Consider the following 17,396-nt stretch of genomic DNA (forward strand, 5'->3'; position numbering starts at 1 on the left):
ACGATGTTGGGGCTGATGATCCGGGACCAGCGTGCAGGCAGGACTGCGGGGCGGCGCCACTCGCCGAACCGCGGCGCCGTGCGCGTTACCCCGCCGGCCCCGCGCAGCTGGCCGCGCCTGGCATTGCCGTCATGGCAGGGTGCGGGCAGACGCATCCAGCAACTGCTCTGGCCGCTGCTGCTGGTGATACTGGGCATGGGCCTGTACGAACTGGCGAACCGCCTGCAACCGCTGGCGCAACGTCCGATCAGCCTGATCAGCGTCGAGGGCGACCTGCAGTATATCGACCGGGATTCGGTACACCAGGCCATCGCCGCGTACCTGGACGAGAGCCTGCTGACCATCGATCTGGATGCCCTGCGCGCCGACCTGTTGGGCATGCCCTGGGTGGCCGGCGCAGCGGTGACCCGGGTCTGGCCGGACCAGTTGGTGATCACCCTGGATGAGCACCTGCCGGTGGCCCGCTGGGGTGATGCGGCGCTGCTGAACAACGCCGGCCGCGCCTTCACTCCGGAACGCATCGACCGCTTCCAGGGGTTGCCGCTGCTGAACGGGCCGGAGCGCGCCAAGGAGCGGGTGATGCAGACCTACCAGCAGTTCAACCGACTGCTGCGGCCCTACGGCCATGGTGTGGCGCGACTGGAAATGCGTGACCGCGGCAGCTGGTTCCTGACTACCCGCGAGGGTATCGAGATCCTGCTGGGACGCGATGATGTGGTGGAAAAAATGCAGCGGTTCCTGGCCATCGACAAGTTGATGTTGTCCGAGCGCCGCGAACTCATAGCGCGGGTCGACCTGCGCTACAGCAATGGCATGGCAGTGGCATGGCGCGAGCCTGCAACGGTTGAAACGGGGAGTAACGAGTAATCATGGCAAGCAAGCAGGGTAGCAGGATGATCGTCGGGCTGGACATCGGCACCTCCAAGGTGGTCGCGCTGGTCGGCGAGATAGGTGCTGACGGTGAGCTGGAGATCGTCGGCATCGGTTCGCACCCGTCCCGGGGGATGAAGAAGGGCGTGGTGGTGAATATCGAGTCCACCGTGCAGTCCATCCAGCGCGCCATCGAAGAGGCGGAGCTGATGGCCGGCTGCCAGATTCACTCGGTATTCGCCGGTATCGCCGGCAATCACATCCGCAGCATGAACTCCCACGGCATCGTTGCCATCCGTGAGGGTGAAGTGGTGCATGCGGACATCGAGCGGGTGCTGGATGCGGCCCAGGCGGTGGCGATTCCCGCCGACCAGAAGGTGCTGCACATCCTGCCGCAGGAATACGTGATCGATAACCAGGAAGGCGTACGCGAGCCGCGTGGCATGTCCGGCGTGCGCCTGGAAGCCAAGGTGCACCTGGTGACCTGCGCGATGAATGCGGTGCAGAACATCGAGAAGTGCATCCGTCGCTGCGGCCTGGAGGTCGAGGACGTGATCCTTGAGCAATTGGCCTCCAGCTACTCGGTGCTGACCGAGGACGAGAAGGAACTGGGCGTGTGCATGGTCGATGTCGGTGGCGGTACCACCGATATCGCCATCTTCACCGAGGGTGCGATCCGCCATACCGCGGTGATCCCGATCGCCGGTGACCAGGTCACCAACGATATCGCCATGGCGCTGCGCACTCCGACCCAGCACGCCGAGGAAATCAAGATCCGCTACGCCTGCGCGCTGGCCAAGCTGGCCGGCCCGGAGGAGACCATCAAGGTACCCAGCGTCGGTGAGCGGCCGCCGCGGGACCTGTCGCGTCAGGCGCTGGCCGAGGTGGTCGAGCCGCGGTACGACGAGTTGTTCACCCTGATCCAGGCCGAACTGCGCCGCTCGGGGTATGAAGACATGATTCCGGCCGGCATCGTACTGACCGGCGGCACAGCCAAGATGGAAGGCGCCGTCGAGCTGGCCGAAGAGATATTCCATATGCCGGTGCGCCTGGGCGTACCGCAGGAATTCAAGGGACTGGCTGACGTGGTGCGCAATCCCATCTACTCCACCGGAGTCGGGTTGCTGCACTACGGCATGAAGCACCATGCCGACGGAGGTCACGGACATTCGGAGCAGAGCAGGGAGTCGCCGCTGATCAAGGTCAAGCGGTGGTTCAAGGGGAATTTTTAACAGACCCGCAGAAGCGGGCATCCGGGTCATCCGGGACGGCAGTACCACGAAACGAAACAAACGAAACAAGACGAGTATTGAACTCGAGGAGATGGGACCATGTTTGAATTGATCGATAACCTCCCGCAAAACGCGGTAATCAAAGTCGTCGGCGTTGGTGGTGGTGGCGGCAACGCGCTCCAGCACATGGTGATCAACAACGTCGAAGGCGTCGACTTCATCTGCGCCAACACCGATGCGCAGGCACTCAAGAACATGACCGCGCGTACCGTGCTGCAACTGGGTTCGGCGGTGACCAAGGGTCTCGGCGCCGGCGCCAACCCGCTGGTCGGCCGTGAAGCGGCGATCGAGGACCGCGAGCGCATCGCCGAGGTGCTGCAGGGCTCGGATATGGTCTTCATCACCGCCGGCATGGGCGGTGGTACCGGCACCGGCGCTGCGCCGATCGTTGCCGAAGTGGCCCGCGACATGGGTATCCTGACCGTGGCCGTGGTCACCAAGCCGTTCCCCTTCGAAGGTCGCAAGCGCATGCAGATCGCCGAAGAGGGTATCCGCGAACTGGGCCAGCATGTCGACTCGCTGATCACCATCCCCAACGAGAAGCTGCTCACTGTGCTGGGCAAGGACGCCAGTCTGCTGTCCGCGTTCAGCAAGGCCAACGACGTACTGCTCGGCGCGGTACAGGGCATTGCCGACCTGATCATCCGTCCCGGCATGATCAACGTCGACTTCGCCGACGTGAAGACCGTGATGAGTGAAATGGGCATGGCGATGATGGGTACTGGCCACGCCAGCGGCGCGAACCGTGCCCGTGAAGCAGCCGAAGCGGCGATTCGCAGCCCGCTGCTGGAAGACGTCAACCTGATGGGCGCACGCGGTATTCTGGTGAACATCACCGCCGGTCCGGACCTGTCGCTGGGTGAGTTCTCCGAAGTCGGTAACACCGTCGAGGAGTTCGCTTCGGAAACCGCCACCGTGGTGGTCGGCACCGTGATCGACCCCGAACTGCGTGATGAACTGCGGGTGACCGTAGTCGCCACCGGCCTGGGTGCGCGTATCGAGAAGCCGGTCAAGGTGGTGGACAATACCACTGCTGCCCAGCCGGCCCGTCAGCCGGAACACGGCACCGCGCCGAACTATCGCGACCTGGACCGTCCGACGGTGATGCGTAACTCCGGTGCCGGTCATGCGGCAGCGGCAAGCCTGAGCCAGCCGGCGGAAGATCTGGATTATCTGGATATTCCGGCGTTCCTGCGGCGGCAGGCCGATTGAGTGATTCAATCGGTTTGATAAGGCTGATTAGTGTTCAACAAAGGCGAAATTTGCTATGCTGTGCGCCACTTGTTGAAAATTATTCGCAACTAGAGCGGAAGCCAGTTCAAGCATGATCAGACAACGCACACTGAAGAACATCATCCGGGCCACCGGTGTTGGCCTGCATTCGGGTGAGAAGGTTTATCTCACGCTGAAACCGGCGCCTGTGGACAGCGGAATCGTGTTCCGCCGGACCGATCTCGACCCCGTGGTCGAGATCCCGGCGCGTGCGGAGTTCGTCGGCGAAACCACCATGTCCACTACCCTGATCAAGGATGGCATCAAGGTGGATACCGTCGAGCACCTGCTGTCGGCCATGGCCGGCCTGGGTATCGACAACGCGGTGGTGGAGCTCAGTGCACCCGAGGTGCCGATCATGGACGGCAGCGCCGGACCCTTCGTGTTCCTGATCCAGTCAGCGGGCATCGAAGAGCAGGAAGCGCCGAAACAGTTCATTCGTATCAAGCGTGAAGTCACGGTCGAGGAAGACGGCAAGACGGCCACCTTCGTCCCCTTCGAGGGGTTCAAGGTATCGTTCGGCATCGACTTCGATCATCCGGTCTTCCGTGGCCGGAGCCAGTTCGCCAGCGTGGATTTCTCCAGCACTTCCTTCGTCAAGGAAGTCAGTCGCGCACGTACCTTCGGGTTCATGCGTGACATCGAGTACCTGCGTTCGCAGAATCTGGCGCTGGGTGGCAGCGTGGATAATGCCATCGTGGTGGATGAGTATCGCGTACTCAACGAAGACGGCCTGCGTTACGAGGACGAATTCGTCAAGCATAAGATTCTCGATGCCATTGGTGACCTCTATCTGCTGGGCAAGAGCCTGGTGGGTGAATTCCGCGGCTTCAAGTCGGGGCATGCACTCAACAACAAGCTGTTGCGCGCGCTGCTGGCCAATGCAGATGCCTGGGAAATCGTCACCTTCGAAGATGCCGGAACCGCACCCATCTCCTTCATGCGACCGGCCGCTGCGGTCTGACATTTCCTCGTTTCGTTTGACGGCCACCTCGGTGGCCGTTTTTTATTTGTCCGGGCGGTTGCAACCTGCCTGTCATCTCAGGAGTTCAGAATTCTCCGCGGTGATGCCTTGCCAGTCGTTCCAGCGCCGAACGCAAATCCGGGTCGCGTATTTGTTCCGCCGTTTCGCTCAAACTCTCAGCTGCGACATTTGACCGCTTCATTTTGCGAACTGGTGGCGCTTTTTTGACCAATGGCGGTTGTACCTTGCAGTGTATTTTCGTTAAGGTTGCGAATTCCGTGTAGGCCTGCAGTTGTCGGATGAGGCGTTTTTGCTGGTAACGGATTCGGGTCGCCCATTGACTGTCGGACACCAGCAGCCGTAACAGACCATCTCGATAGCTGGCCGCGCGGCAGTGCTCACGGGCTGCGGGTTCCAGTACGGACTCAAGCAGGAGCTGCAGTCGTTCGACAGCCCGAGCCTGGTTGAAAAGGCCCTTCAGGGTGGAGTGGGTTCTTAGCAGGTCGCCCGGGCGACGCGCATCCAGGGGATGAAAGGACATGGAATCTCTGAGCTGCCGTCTGGAGTGACTTAACAGCGGTCATCGTAGCAGAACCGCAGGAACGTTTTTGGGGATCTTTCAAGTGAACATCATCATTCTTACCGGGCGCCAGGGCGCCACCAAGGCGTTGACGCTTGGTTCACCCTGGGTCCTCGCCGGTGTGCTGGGCATACTCGCCATGCCGGTCGCCGCGGCGTTGCTGACCTGGCAGCTACTGGGAGCATCGGGCAAGGCGCCCGACGATGTCACCGCCGCGCTGGACTACGAGCATATCTGGCAACAGTCGATGCAGGGCTACGAGCCCGGCTCGGACTATATAAAGGAAGAATCGCAGGTACAGCTGGAGCACATGACCCAGCAGCTGGGCCGCCTGCAGACCCGCCTGTCCCGTCTTGATGCGCTGGGCGAGCGGCTGACCGAGCTGGCCGAGCTGTCCGATGGCGAGTTCGACTTCAATACCGATCCCGGCATGGGTGGTCCGGAACTGCAGGGTAGCAGCGCGGCATACGAAGGCGCGGATATCCAGGTAGTGCTCGACCGGCTGACCGCACGCATCGATGATCGCACCCAGCAGCTGCGCCTGCTCGAGGAGCTGATGCTCAACCGCAAGACCGACGCCAACGCGGCGCTGGATTTTACCCCGGTGCAGACCGGTTACATATCTTCCGGTTTCGGTCGCCGTACCGACCCGATCACCAAGCGCATCGCGATTCACTCAGGGTTGGATTTCGCTGCGCCGCGTGGGACGCCAATCCATGCAGTGGGGGCTGGCGTAGTAACTTTCTCCGGCCGCCGTGGCGCCTATGGCAACATGGTCGAGATCACCCACGCCGGCGGTTACAAGACCCGCTACGCCCACGCCCACGAGCTGCAGGTGAAGAAGGGCGACCTGGTGAAGAAGGGTGAGCAGATCGCCACCGTCGGTTCCACCGGCCGCTCGACCGGACCGCACCTGCACCTGGAAGTCTACCGCAACGGCATGGCCATCAATCCGGCCCGTTTCCTCGCCCTGAATTGATCTACCCACCGCTCCTTGCATGCTCCGCTTCGGCGGAGCATGGATCATCGCTGTCCCGACCTGCCTCCCCCTCAGAGTCACCACGGTTTATTGTCTCGAGACTTTCAGAGTAGAATGGTTTTTTTCCGGTGAACGACCTGTGCACGGGCCCATCACCTTCACCAAACGGATATCGAAGTCGACTATGTTTGCGCCTTTATTGAAGAAAATGTTTGGAAGCAAGAACGAGCGTGAGTTGAAGCGCATGAGCAAGATAGTGCATGCCATCAACGCCCTCGAAGAAGGCTTGAATGGCTTGAGCGACGAACAGCTCAAGGCCAAGACCATCGAATACAAGGAGCGCGTAAGCAAGGGCGAAAGTCTCGATTCCATCCTGCCGGAAGCCTTCGCCCTGGTGCGCGAGGCGAGCAAGCGGGTGATGGGCATGCGCCACTTCGATGTGCAGCTCATCGGTGGCCTGGTATTGCATGAAGGCAAGATCGCGGAAATGAAGACCGGTGAGGGCAAGACCCTGGTCTCGACCCTGCCGGCCTATCTGAATGCCTTGTCCGGCAAGGGCGTGCACGTGGTCACGGTCAACGACTACCTGGCTCGCCGCGACGCCAACCTGATGCGCCCGCTGCACGAGTTCCTCGGCCTGACCGTTGGCGTGGTGGTGCCGTTCCAGGACCCGGAGGAGAAGCGCGCTGCCTATCGCTGCGACATCACCTACGGTACCAACAACGAATTCGGCTTCGACTACCTGCGTGACAACATGGCCTTCCGCCTGGAAGACAAGTTCCAGCGCGAGCTGAATTTCGCCATCGTCGACGAGGTGGACTCCATCCTGATCGATGAGGCGCGCACGCCGTTGATCATTTCCGGGCCAGCCCAGGACAGCTCCAAGCTGTACACCGCCATCAACAAGCTGATGCCGCAGCTCAAGCGTGGCATCAAGGCCGAGGAAGGCGAAGAGGGTGTCGACGGTCACTACTTCATCGACGAGAAGACCCGCCAGGTCGAACTCAACGAGGAAGGACACCAGTACGTCGAGGAGCTGCTGACCCGCGAAGGCCTGCTGGCCGAGGGTGACAGCCTGTACCAGGCGCAGAACCTGAACCTGCTGCACCATGTGCATTCCGCACTGCGGGCCCACACCCTGTTCCACCGCGACGTCGAGTACATAGTGCAGGATGGTCAGGTGCTGCTGGTGGACGAGCACACCGGGCGGACCATGCCCGGCCGTCGCCTGTCCGAGGGGCTGCACCAGGCCATCGAGGCCAAGGAAGGCCTGAATATCCAGGCCGAGAGCCAAACCCTGGCATCGACCACCTTCCAGAACTACTTCCGCCTGTACAACAAGCTGGCCGGCATGACCGGTACCGCCGATACCGAGGCCTTCGAGTTCCGCCAGATCTACGGCCTGGACGTGGTGGTCATTCCCACCAACAAGCCGATGATCCGCAAGGACTACAACGACCTGGTCTATCTGACCATCGGCGAGAAGTTCGCCGCCATCGCCGCGGACATCAAGGACTGCAGGGAGAGCGGCCGCCCGGTACTGGTGGGTACCGCCTCGATCGAATCCTCCGAGGTGGTGTCCCAACTGCTGAACAAGGAAGGTATCGCGCACCAGGTACTGAACGCTAAGTACCACGAGAAGGAGGCCGAGATCATCGCCCAGGCGGGCCGTCCCGGTGCGGTGACCATCGCCACCAACATGGCCGGTCGTGGTACCGACATCATCCTCGGCGGCAGCTGGGAGGCGGAGATCGCCAGCCTGGAGAACCCCACCCCCGAGCAGATCGACCAGATCAAGGCCGAATGGCAGGAGCGCCACCAGCAGGTGCTGGATGCCGGCGGCCTGCACATCATTGCCTGTGAACGCCATGAATCACGGCGTATCGACAACCAGCTGCGTGGCCGTTCAGGTCGTCAGGGCGACCCCGGTTCCAGCCGCTTCTACCTGTCGCTGGAAGACAACCTCATGCGTATCTTCGCCTCCGATCGGGTGAAGAACTTCATGAAGGCCCTGGGCATGGAGAAGGGCGAGGCGATCGAGCATCGCATGGTCACCAACGCCATCGAGAAGGCCCAGCGCAAGGTCGAAGGCCGCAACTTCGATATCCGCAAACAGCTGCTGGAATACGATGACGTAGCCAACGAACAGCGCAAGGTGATCTACACCCAGCGCAACGAGATTCTCGCCGCGGATACTGTCGAGGACACCATCAAGGCGATCCGCGACGACGTGGTGGAAAGCTGCATCAGCCAGTACATGCCGCCCCAGAGTGTGCCCGAGCAATGGGATATCCCGGCGCTGGAACAGCACCTGCGCACCGAGCTGGCGCTGGATCTGCCGATCCAGCAGTGGCTGGATGAAGACGATGCCCTGCATGAAGAGGGTGTGCGCGAGCGGGTGCGTGATGCGCTGATCGCCGCCTATGCCGAGAAGGAGCAGCTGACCGGTCCCGAAGCGCTGCGCACCTTCGAGAAGCAGATGCTGCTGCGGGTGCTGGATGACCTGTGGAAGGAACACCTGGCGACCATGGATCACCTGCGCCAGGGCATTCACCTGCGCGGCTACGCGCAGAAGAACCCGAAACAGGAATACAAGCGCGAAGCCTTCAGCCTGTTCGAGGAAATGCTCGACTCGATCAAGCATGACACCATTCGCGTGCTCAGCCATGTACAGGTACGCCGTGAAGACCCGGCCGAAGAGGAAGCGCGGCTGCGCCAGCAGGCCGAGGAGCTGGCCAAGCGCATGCAGTTCAAGCATGACTCGGTACCCGGCGTCGGTGAGGATCCCGAGGAGCAGCAGCCTCCGGCGGAGCAGGGCGCACCGGCTCCGGCCAGCCCGATCACCCGCGATGGTCCCAAGATCGGCCGCAACGATCCCTGTCCCTGTGGCTCGGGCAAGAAGTACAAGCAGTGCCACGGCAAGATAGGCTGAGCGGGAAGCCTCGTTATTGGACGGGGCGGTAGTGCTGTTCCTTCAAGACCCGGACGACCGTGTGGGAGCACCGCCTCGGTGCGAAGCGAGCTGCCAGCCGAGCAGGCAATTGGCAGTATCGCATCGCCGCGGGGCGCGGCTCCCACGGTCGATTCCACAATCGGTGTAGTGTTCCATCCATTCTATTTCTGGAGTTCCTTTCATGCCCGTCGGCCTTGGCCCTCTCCCGACTCTTCACCCGGTTGCCGGGTTTCGTCTTGGTATCGCCTGCGCCGGGATCAAGCGCGCCGGGCGCAAGGATGTGGTGGTCATGCAGGCCCCCGCCGGTGCCAGCATCGCCGGTGTCTTCACCACCAACGCCTTCTGCGCCGCTCCGGTGACCCTGTGCAAGCAGCACCTGGGCAACGCCCCGCGCTACCTGCTGGTCAACACCGGCAACGCCAATGCCGGCACCGGACAGCCGGGCATGCAGGCGGCGCTGCGCACCTGTGACGAGCTGGCGCGCCTGACCCAGGTCGAGTCCGGCCAGGTGCTGCCGTTCAGTACCGGCGTCATTGGCGAGCTGCTGCCGGCGGACAAGATCATCGCGGCATTACCGCAGGCGCTGGAGAATCTGGCCGAGGACAACTGGGCCGCTGCCGCCGAAGGCATCATGACCACCGATACCCAGCCCAAGGGCGCCAGCCGGCAGATCACCCTGGGCGGGCAGAGCATCACCATCACCGGCATCTCCAAGGGTGCCGGCATGATCCGTCCGAACATGGCGACCATGCTCGGCTACGTGGCTACCGACGCCAAGGTCGCACAGCCGGTACTGCAGCACATGCTGCGTCAGGCGGCCGACCTGTCCTTCAACCGCATCACCATCGATGGCGATACCAGTACCAACGATTCCTGCATGCTGATCGCCACCGGGCAGGTATCGATGACGGAAATTGCCGATCTGGACAGCAGCGAATACGCCCAACTGGCCGAGGCGGTGAATGCGGTCATGCTGGAGTTGGCCCAGGCGATTGTCCGTGACGGCGAGGGGGCGACCAAGTTCGTTACCGTCCAGGTCAATGGCGGTGCCAATCGTGACGAATGCCTGGATGTGGCTTATGCGGTGGCCCATTCGCCACTGATCAAGACCGCGCTGTTCGCCTCCGACCCGAACTGGGGGCGAATCCTGGCGGCGGTCGGCTACGCCGGCGTGCCGCAGCTGGATGTGGAGAAGATCGACGTCTACCTTGACGAGGTATGCATCACCCGCAACGGCGGTCGGGCGGCCGAGTACACCGAGGAGCAGGGCGCGCGGGTCATGGCCCAGGCCGAGATCACCATTCGTATCGAACTGGGTCGGGGTGATATCAGCGAGACCATCTGGACCACCGACCTGTCCCACGAGTACGTGCGGATCAACGCCGAATACCGCACCTGAGACAGGGGCCGGAGAGCACCAACTGAAACCGGTACGCCTGCCCTGGCGTACCGGTTTTCTTTTTTCTCAGTGCCTGCTCAGCGCTAGGGTCTGCCTTGGTCCGGCTGGCTGTAGTCGCATACGCCCTGCGGGAATATCGCGTTCAGCTCGTCCAGCTGCTCGGCGGTTGGCGTCCAGCTGCCATAGGTACCGTCATTGAGTGCTGCGCTGACCGGCTTAAGGCTGCATTTGAAGATGCTGCCTTCGATCGGGCCACCGGCAACCATCCTGGAGGTGGTGTGGGTCGGAAACTGATTGGTACAGACCCCTGCCGGGCTGTCATCCAGTATGCCGTTCCAGACTTCCTCACCGGAGGCGATCAGATCACCGTTGGTCTCGAAGCAGCTATCCACTGCAGCCTCGGGCTTGTTACCGGTAATGCCCTGCTCGGGATTGTCGCGGATATTCATCAGCCACTCATGCAGTACATCCAGGGCCATCCAGGTCTGATCGAAGTCCTCGCGGGGACGCGGTCGGTTGGGGTCGGTGAGGTTGGTCGGACGGGCGTCAGTGAACCAGATCACCTGGTTGTCCGAGTGCCCCATCTGGTTGCGAATTCGCTGGCGAGCGGAGAAGGACTGGTGGCTGTTGTGCATGTCCAGCACCTCTTCCAGATAGTGCCGCCAGTCGATGACCGGCATGTCCAGTTGACCGTCGAACACCATGCCCGAGGTATAGGCGGCATTCATCGCCAGCAGGTCACCCTCGGTACGTGGTGCATGGCTGGTTGCGTCGGGGCTCAGACGCATGTTCCGGCTACTCCAGGGGTCGAACCGGGACGGGTCGGCCATGACATCCTCCTCGCTGCCGAGGAATGGAAAGCCCTCCTGCACCATCTCGTTCGGATGCTTCCAGCCGCCGATCTTGCTGTTGAGCCTGAGGAACTCTTCAGGGGTGATGTTGCCATCGGTCAGCGCCTTGAGCCCATACTGCACGCCGACGTTGTCGAACAGAGTGCGCGGGTTGCCGTTCTCATCGAGCCCGTAGATATTGCGCAGGTCGTCGTAATGGGTCCATTGCACCGTATCCATGATGCCGGGTGGTTGCATTAACTCCTGGTTGGTGGCCTGACCGTAATGAGGGTTCATCACCAGGGGTGTCAGGCCACGCCAGGCGGGTATGCATTCGGTCATACCCGGTGCGGTGCTGTAGCCCAGCATGGTCTTGGCGGCGGCAAAGGGGTCGGGATAGTCATCCGTGGCGTTCAGGCCGACCAGCAGGCTGCGATTGGCAGTGGTGCGCCACAGGGGGTTGTCCTTGTCGGTGGCATCCATGAAGTATTCCAGCAGTTCGCAATCACCGATATGGATGGTTTGGGTGACCATGTCGGGGTAGGAGTACTGCGGTACGCCAGCATCCAGCAGGCTGGGATGGTTCTGCGAATAGACATACTGCTGGATGCCTCCGCCGGAACCGCCTATCGCCACGGTGTAGTCCGGTGTGCCGAAGCGCTTGATGAAGTGCTCCTTGACCATCAGGGCGGTTTCGCCGCCGACCTGAAGGTTGTAGTGCGCGTTGGTGCGGGTGCCTGATGAATAGATCACCGCGTAGCCTTTGCCCAACACCTCAGGTGCCAGGGCGCGACCGCTCACCCGGCCCTGGGTATGGCCGATGGCGACGCCGCCTTCGAAATGGAACAGCAGACGGCCATTCCACTTGTCTGATGCGGCGGCATCCGCTGCGTCTCCCAGCGTGGCAAGGGTGGCGAAGCTGTAGATGAAGCGGTTGATGGTGCCACGCTCCTGGCGGACGATGAAGTCCACTACCCGACCATCGGTGAGCTTGGTGGTGGCCATATCGGCGGGCCGCGATCCGTCGGTGGGGAGGGGCTGATAGCTGGGATTGACCGGATCATTGGTGCGATACAGGAAGACCACGTAAGGTTCTATCGAACAATCCATGCTCAGGCCGATCTGGGTACCCAGCTCATCCAGCACCGGGAAACCGGTATCGCCATCGGTATCGACCAGTGGCTGCTTGCCCAGTTCGGTTGTTGTGGTGCAGACGAAGGGGTACTGCTGCGGACCGGAAAAAATGGGGCCCGTGATTGGATGGTTGACCAGCTCCAACTGGTCCAGGCGACCGTGTTTCTTGTGCTGCAGTTCCAGCTGGTTTTCGCCGAGTCCCAGCCCCTCGATCAGTATTTCTAGCTGATCGTTGCGTTCATTCATCCTGGTTGGAGTGACGCTCTGGTTGTTGACCCAGAACTCCAGTTCATCCATTTCCTGCTCGAGCAACTCGGGATCGCCCTTGATGGTCACCAATACATCACCACCGCTGACCTGATCGGAGGCGCTGGAGAGTACCGACAGGCTCAGTTCAGGCTTGGGCGTCTTGCTGCTGGAACTGCCGCCCGACCCGCTCAGGCACCCGGTCAACCCCAGGGCCAGCAGGCCGGCTGCGCAGGGTAGCCAATAGTGTTTTGCTGACTTCATGATGAATGACTCCATTGTTCTTGTTATGGAGCAATCGATGCTATGCGTCAGCAACCGGGGGAAACAGATACAGATTGCGGTATCTGACTGACACAGGGGCCGGTGGCAATCTGTTTGACTGCTATCAGCGCAACTGTACCTGTTTTGGCTAACGCTACTTCGTCTAGGCTGACAGTCCAACAAGAATCATAAAAGGGAAGCATCATGCGCAATCAACGTAACCTCCTGGCACTGGCTTGCAGTGTCCTCGTGCTGCAAGGCTGTCTCGGCTCCAGTTCGGGGTCCAGTTCCAGCAGGCCTGGCGAACCCCAGCCCGAGCTGGACCTGAGTGGTTTCGACCCGGCCACGGCCAGCTATTGCGACCATACGGTACTGGCCCACTGCATGTACCCCTTCCCCAACAACTTCTTCACCCGCGAGGACGACAGCACGCCCACCCGCCTGCGGGTCGATTTCGATGTACGAGGCATGCCGGTTGCCCGTCCGGTGGATATGCCCGCCGATCCGAGCCGTACCCGCTACGTGGATATCAAGACCACGGAACCGGCAGCTATCCAGCCGGAGCAGTGGAACCGCAACGATGGTTTCTCCCCCGGCTCCATGCTGCTGGCCCACCTGCCGGGTATCGATCTGCAGCAGACCGGGGCGGTGCGCTTGACCGATCTGGAGCCCTCGCTGGACCCGGATGCGCCGATCATGGTGATCAATGCCGCGAGCCTGGAGCAGCAACTGATCTGGGCCGAGCTGGATGCCAACAATACCGACCCGGACCAGCAGGCGCTGATCATCAGGCCGGCGCGCAACTTCGAGGAGGGCCAGCGCTATATCGCGGTGATCCGCAACGCCAAGGGGGCCGACGGTGAGCCGCTGGCGGTGAATGAGCTGTTCCGCGCCTACCGTGACGGTATCGATACCGGTGAGGCGGCATTCGAAGAGCGGCGCGAAGCCATGGAGGACATCTTCGCGATACTGACCAGTGCCGGTGTGGAGCGGGATGAGATCACCCTGGCCTGGGATTTCACCATTGCCAGTCAGAAATCGATCACTGAGCGGCTGCTGGCGATTCGTGATGATGCCTTCGGGCGTCTGGGGAATGGCGCGCCGGCATTTACCATCACGGAAGTTGAGGACGATCTGAACGCCGAGTTCAGCCGGAATATCCTCGGCACCTTCGAAGTGCCGAACTACCTGAACCAGCCGGGCGGGGGAGTGGGGGCCTCGTTCAACTACGCCAGCGATGATCCCGATGCCCTGCCAGTGGTGCTCGATGGTGCGGAGTTCCTGCAGGCGCGCTTCCGTTGCCAGATACCGCGGACAGCCGTGGCTGACTTTGCCGATGGCAGCGGCACGGTACAGCCGGCGCGTGCCGCCATCTACGGGCATGGCCTGTTCGGCCAGAGTACCTATGCCATCTCGGGGGGCGAGTTCGGTGGCGGACAGGTACGCCGGATGCAGGCCGAGCACAACATCATGTTCTGCGCCACCGACTGGATAGGCATGGCCCAGGACGATCTGGTGGCGGGGAATATCCACCAGATCCTGGCGGACCTGACCGGCCTGCCCAGGCAGCTGGACCGCAGCCAGCAGGGGCTGCTGAACTTCATGTTCCTGGCCGAGTTGATGGAGCACCCCGATGGCTTCGCCAGCGATGCGCGTTTCCGCCATGGAGCGGGTGATGCCCTGGTCTACGATCCCGCAGAGGTGTTCTACGACGGCAACAGCCAGGGCGGTATCCTCGGCGGGGCCCTGGTGGCCACGGCGCCCAACATCCATCGCGGGGTGCTGGGTGTGCCCGGTAGCAACTACAGTCTGCTGCTGCGCCGCTACGGGCCTTTCAACCAGCGCTTTGGGCCGGTTCTGTATGAGGCCTATCCCGACGGGCTGGACCAGTCGCTGAACTTCGCGCTGATGCAGATGCTCTGGGATCGGGCGGAGAATAATGGTTACCTGAGTCATCTGGCCGGCAACTTCCTGCCCGGAACGCCGACCGACAAGAAGGTGTTGCTGCATGTCGCCCTGGGGGATTACCAGGTGACCCAGTGGAGCGCGGAAATCATGGCCCGCACCATTGGCGCCGCAGTCCATGGACCCACCGCCCTGCTGGGCGAAAGCGTCGACAGCAATCCACTGTTCGGCATCGAGCGGATAGAACAGTACCCCTATGACGGCCATGGCCTGATGATCTGGGATTCGGGTGATGTGTCCGGAGACAAGGGTAACCCCTTCCCGCCGACCAACAATACCGGTCCCGACCCCTCCTACGGAAACGACCCGCACGAATCCCCGCGCAATACGGTCGCTGCCAGACAACAGAAGTCGGACTTCATGCGCAGCAACGGGGCGGTCACCGATGTCTGTGGTGATACTCCCTGCTATAGCGATGACTACACCGGAGTGTCACGCCTCGACTAGAACCATGGTCAAGTGAAGGATGGAACCGGTACGCCATGGAGGCGCTACCGGTTTCATTGCAGATTGTCGGCAATGGCGCCCAGACGCTCGATCGCCTGTCGGATCTGTTGACTCATCGGATTGCCGGCATTGAGCCTGAAGTAGTTGCCGTAGCGTGGGCCGGCGGAGAATACCGGGCCGGGGAAGATATGGATGCCTTCGGCCATGGCCTGCTTGAACAGCTGACGGGAGTCCATCCGGCCGGGCAGCTCGATCCAGAGTACGCAGCCTCCAGTGGGAGTGTTGACCCGGGTACCGCTGGGGAAGCTGCTGCGCACCAGGGCCGCGGCAGCCTCGGACTGGTTGGCGAGGTGCTGGCGTAGCTGCTGGATGTGCTGGGTATAGAAACCGCTTTCCATCAGCCGCGCCATCAGCAGCTGTGGCGCCGAGGCATTGGTGATGCTGCTGATCTGCTTGAGTTCCCGCAGGCGGTGATGGAAGCGCCCTGGCGCGACCCAGCCGAGGCGGATGCCGGGTATCAGCGATTTGGAAAAAGAGGTGCAGTAGAGGACCATACCGGCCTCGTCATAGGCCTTGGCAGGCATGGCGTTGCCGGCATACACCGTCTCGCCCCAGATATCGTTCTCGATCACCGGCACCGAATAGCGGGTCGCCAGTTCCACCAGTCTGCGCTTGCGTTCCTCGGGCATGGTGAAGCCCAACGGATTCTGCGCATTGCAGGAGATCAGGCAGGCACTGACCTGGCCGTGCTTGAATGCCTGCTCGAGGGAATACAGGCAGATACCGTCGCGATAGTGGGTGGGGATCTCCAGTGCCCTGCGCTGCATCACTTCCAGGGCCACCAGGGTGCCGTAGTAGGTGGGCGTTTCGACTGCCACGGTATCGCCGGGTCGGGTCACGGTGCGCAGTGCCAGCTCCAGGGCCTCCATGCAACCGTTGGTGACGATCACATCATTCGGGGTGAGGGGGATCGGGTAGTTGAGGCTGCGTCGCACCAGTTGGTGAGTGAAGCGCTGGTGACCATGGGGGTGCATGTAGTCCCAGACTTCCAGTGGCTGCTTACGGGTAACATCGCGCAGGGTCAGCAGGATGCGCTCGATCGGCATGATCTGCGGGCTGGGCAGGGCGATGCCAAGACGCAGCAACTGCTGTTCCAGATGCGGTTCCATGTAGTTGAAGATATCTTCGCTCAGCGACACTTCCACCGGCAGCAGTGGGAAATGCGCGATATCGGCGTTGGCGGCAGGCATGCGGGCGCTGCTGGCAACGAATGCTCCGGAACGGGGACGAACGTCGACCAGGCCGTCCATCTCCAGCTTGCGAAAGCATTGAATGACGGTATTGATGCTGACGTTGAACAGTCTGCTCAGCGTCCTGACCGAGGGCAAACGCTCACCTGCCCGGTAGTTGCCGCTCAGGATATGGTTGCGCAGGTGCTCGCTGATATTCTCATACAGGAAGAGATCACGGGCCATGAGCGTCGCCGTTTCACCTTGTTATTGTCGTAGTTGCGCTCAGCGACCTCAGTATAGGGGGTGAGTCTGGTCATTGCGAGCCCGCAGGGTGTCGACTACCCAGGACAGCCGGATGCGATATGCGCGCGTTCGGTGCGTGCACGGCCGACGCGGTTGATGATGACCTTGCGCCCCTGCACCCCTGGTTGCCGTGGGCACAGGGAGAAGGTGCCGGACTGGAAGCCACCGTTGAGCAGTTCCGATTCGCCCTGGGCGTTGTAGCGCAGGTAGTCGGCAATGTTGGTATTGGCATGGATATGGCTGACCAGAGCAGGTTGTTCCTGGCGCAGGATCTGCTCGCCGGCGTCATGGCGGCCGTTATGGTTGGTATCCAGGAAGATCACCCAGCCATCGTTCCAGTCCTGCTGGAGCGGTGTCATGGTCACATGGCGGTTGCGCCGTATGGCCTCGGTGCGGGTGAACTGGATACCGCGCACCAGACTGTTGACGCTGCTGTCCATGCGCTGGCTGTCGATCAGCCCGCCGAAAGCGGGCAGGCCGATGCTCAGCAGGATGGCCAGCACCGCCATCGCTACCATCATCTCGACCAGGGTAAAGCCGCGATTGAGCATGCTGCAGTCCTCGTGAAAGGGGGCTACAGCCAACATCCGCCCGTACGTGATGCGAGGATTATAGCGGGAGCGTCAGCCGCTCCAAGTCGCAGCAGCCGGGTTTGCGAGAGCCGTC

12 protein-coding genes are annotated in these 17,396 nt (G+C 61.8%); 8 read left to right on the forward strand and 4 right to left on the reverse strand.

All coding sequences use genetic code 11. The features are described from left to right. The first annotated feature begins 3 nt into the window (after positions 1-3). From H6X51_RS17405 to lpxC, 4 genes are all read left to right on the forward strand, one after another. The gene (locus tag H6X51_RS17405) at positions 4-867 is read left to right on the forward strand and encodes a cell division protein FtsQ/DivIB (protein WP_185268737.1); all 864 of its coding nucleotides are present in this window, start codon (positions 4-6) and stop codon (positions 865-867) included. 2 nt (positions 868-869) lie between these two features. Continuing rightward, positions 870-2,102, forward strand: a complete 1,233-nt coding sequence (gene ftsA, locus H6X51_RS17410) for a cell division protein FtsA (protein ID WP_185268738.1) — start codon at positions 870-872, stop codon at positions 2,100-2,102. A gap of 99 nt (positions 2,103-2,201) precedes the next feature. After that, positions 2,202-3,374 (forward strand): cell division protein FtsZ, encoded by a 1,173-nt coding sequence (gene ftsZ / locus H6X51_RS17415; protein WP_185268739.1) that lies wholly within the window; start codon positions 2,202-2,204, stop codon positions 3,372-3,374. Between the two features lie 112 nt (positions 3,375-3,486). After that, a complete protein-coding gene (gene lpxC, locus H6X51_RS17420) occupies positions 3,487-4,398 on the forward strand; it encodes a UDP-3-O-acyl-N-acetylglucosamine deacetylase (RefSeq protein ID WP_185268740.1) in 912 nt (303 codons plus the stop codon). An 85-nt stretch (positions 4,399-4,483) separates the two neighbouring features. On the opposite strand, the gene H6X51_RS17425 is transcribed toward lpxC, so the two are convergent. After that, positions 4,484-4,939: a DUF721 domain-containing protein gene (locus tag H6X51_RS17425; protein WP_185268741.1), complete on the reverse strand. Its 456-nt coding sequence runs from the start codon at positions 4,937-4,939 to the stop codon at positions 4,484-4,486. 82 nt (positions 4,940-5,021) lie between these two features. On the opposite strand from H6X51_RS17425, the gene H6X51_RS17430 reads away from it, so the two are divergent. From H6X51_RS17430 to argJ, 3 genes are all read left to right on the forward strand, one after another. Continuing rightward, positions 5,022-5,957, forward strand: coding sequence for a M23 family metallopeptidase (locus tag H6X51_RS17430; RefSeq protein WP_185268742.1), 936 nt, complete (start codon positions 5,022-5,024; stop codon positions 5,955-5,957). 184 nt (positions 5,958-6,141) lie between these two features. Beyond that, positions 6,142-8,889, forward strand: coding sequence for a preprotein translocase subunit SecA (secA, locus tag H6X51_RS17435; RefSeq protein WP_185268743.1), 2,748 nt, complete (start codon positions 6,142-6,144; stop codon positions 8,887-8,889). A 202-nt stretch (positions 8,890-9,091) separates the two neighbouring features. Beyond that, a complete protein-coding gene (gene argJ, locus H6X51_RS17440; protein WP_185268744.1) occupies positions 9,092-10,309 on the forward strand; it encodes a bifunctional glutamate N-acetyltransferase/amino-acid acetyltransferase ArgJ in 1,218 nt (405 codons plus the stop codon). 83 nt (positions 10,310-10,392) lie between these two features. On the opposite strand, the gene H6X51_RS17445 is transcribed toward argJ, so the two are convergent. Then, positions 10,393-12,783, reverse strand: coding sequence for a DUF6351 family protein (locus H6X51_RS17445; RefSeq protein WP_221627407.1), 2,391 nt, complete (start codon positions 12,781-12,783; stop codon positions 10,393-10,395). Positions 12,784-12,987: 204 nt separating this feature from the next. On the opposite strand from H6X51_RS17445, the gene H6X51_RS17450 reads away from it, so the two are divergent. Next, a complete protein-coding gene (locus tag H6X51_RS17450; protein ID WP_185268745.1) occupies positions 12,988-15,195 on the forward strand; it encodes a hypothetical protein in 2,208 nt (735 codons plus the stop codon). 53 nt (positions 15,196-15,248) lie between these two features. Here H6X51_RS17450 and H6X51_RS17455 read toward each other — a convergent pair whose 3' ends face one another. Further along, positions 15,249-16,670: an aminotransferase-like domain-containing protein gene (locus tag H6X51_RS17455; protein WP_185268746.1), complete on the reverse strand. Its 1,422-nt coding sequence runs from the start codon at positions 16,668-16,670 to the stop codon at positions 15,249-15,251. Positions 16,671-16,765: 95 nt separating this feature from the next. Further along, positions 16,766-17,281: a GspH/FimT family pseudopilin gene (locus H6X51_RS17460; RefSeq protein ID WP_185268747.1), complete on the reverse strand. Its 516-nt coding sequence runs from the start codon at positions 17,279-17,281 to the stop codon at positions 16,766-16,768. Positions 17,282-17,396: the final 115 nt, after the last annotated feature.

The sequence above is a fragment of the Halopseudomonas xiamenensis genome, assembly GCF_014219065.1.
GTDB classification, from domain to species: domain Bacteria; phylum Pseudomonadota; class Gammaproteobacteria; order Pseudomonadales; family Pseudomonadaceae; genus Halopseudomonas; species Halopseudomonas xiamenensis.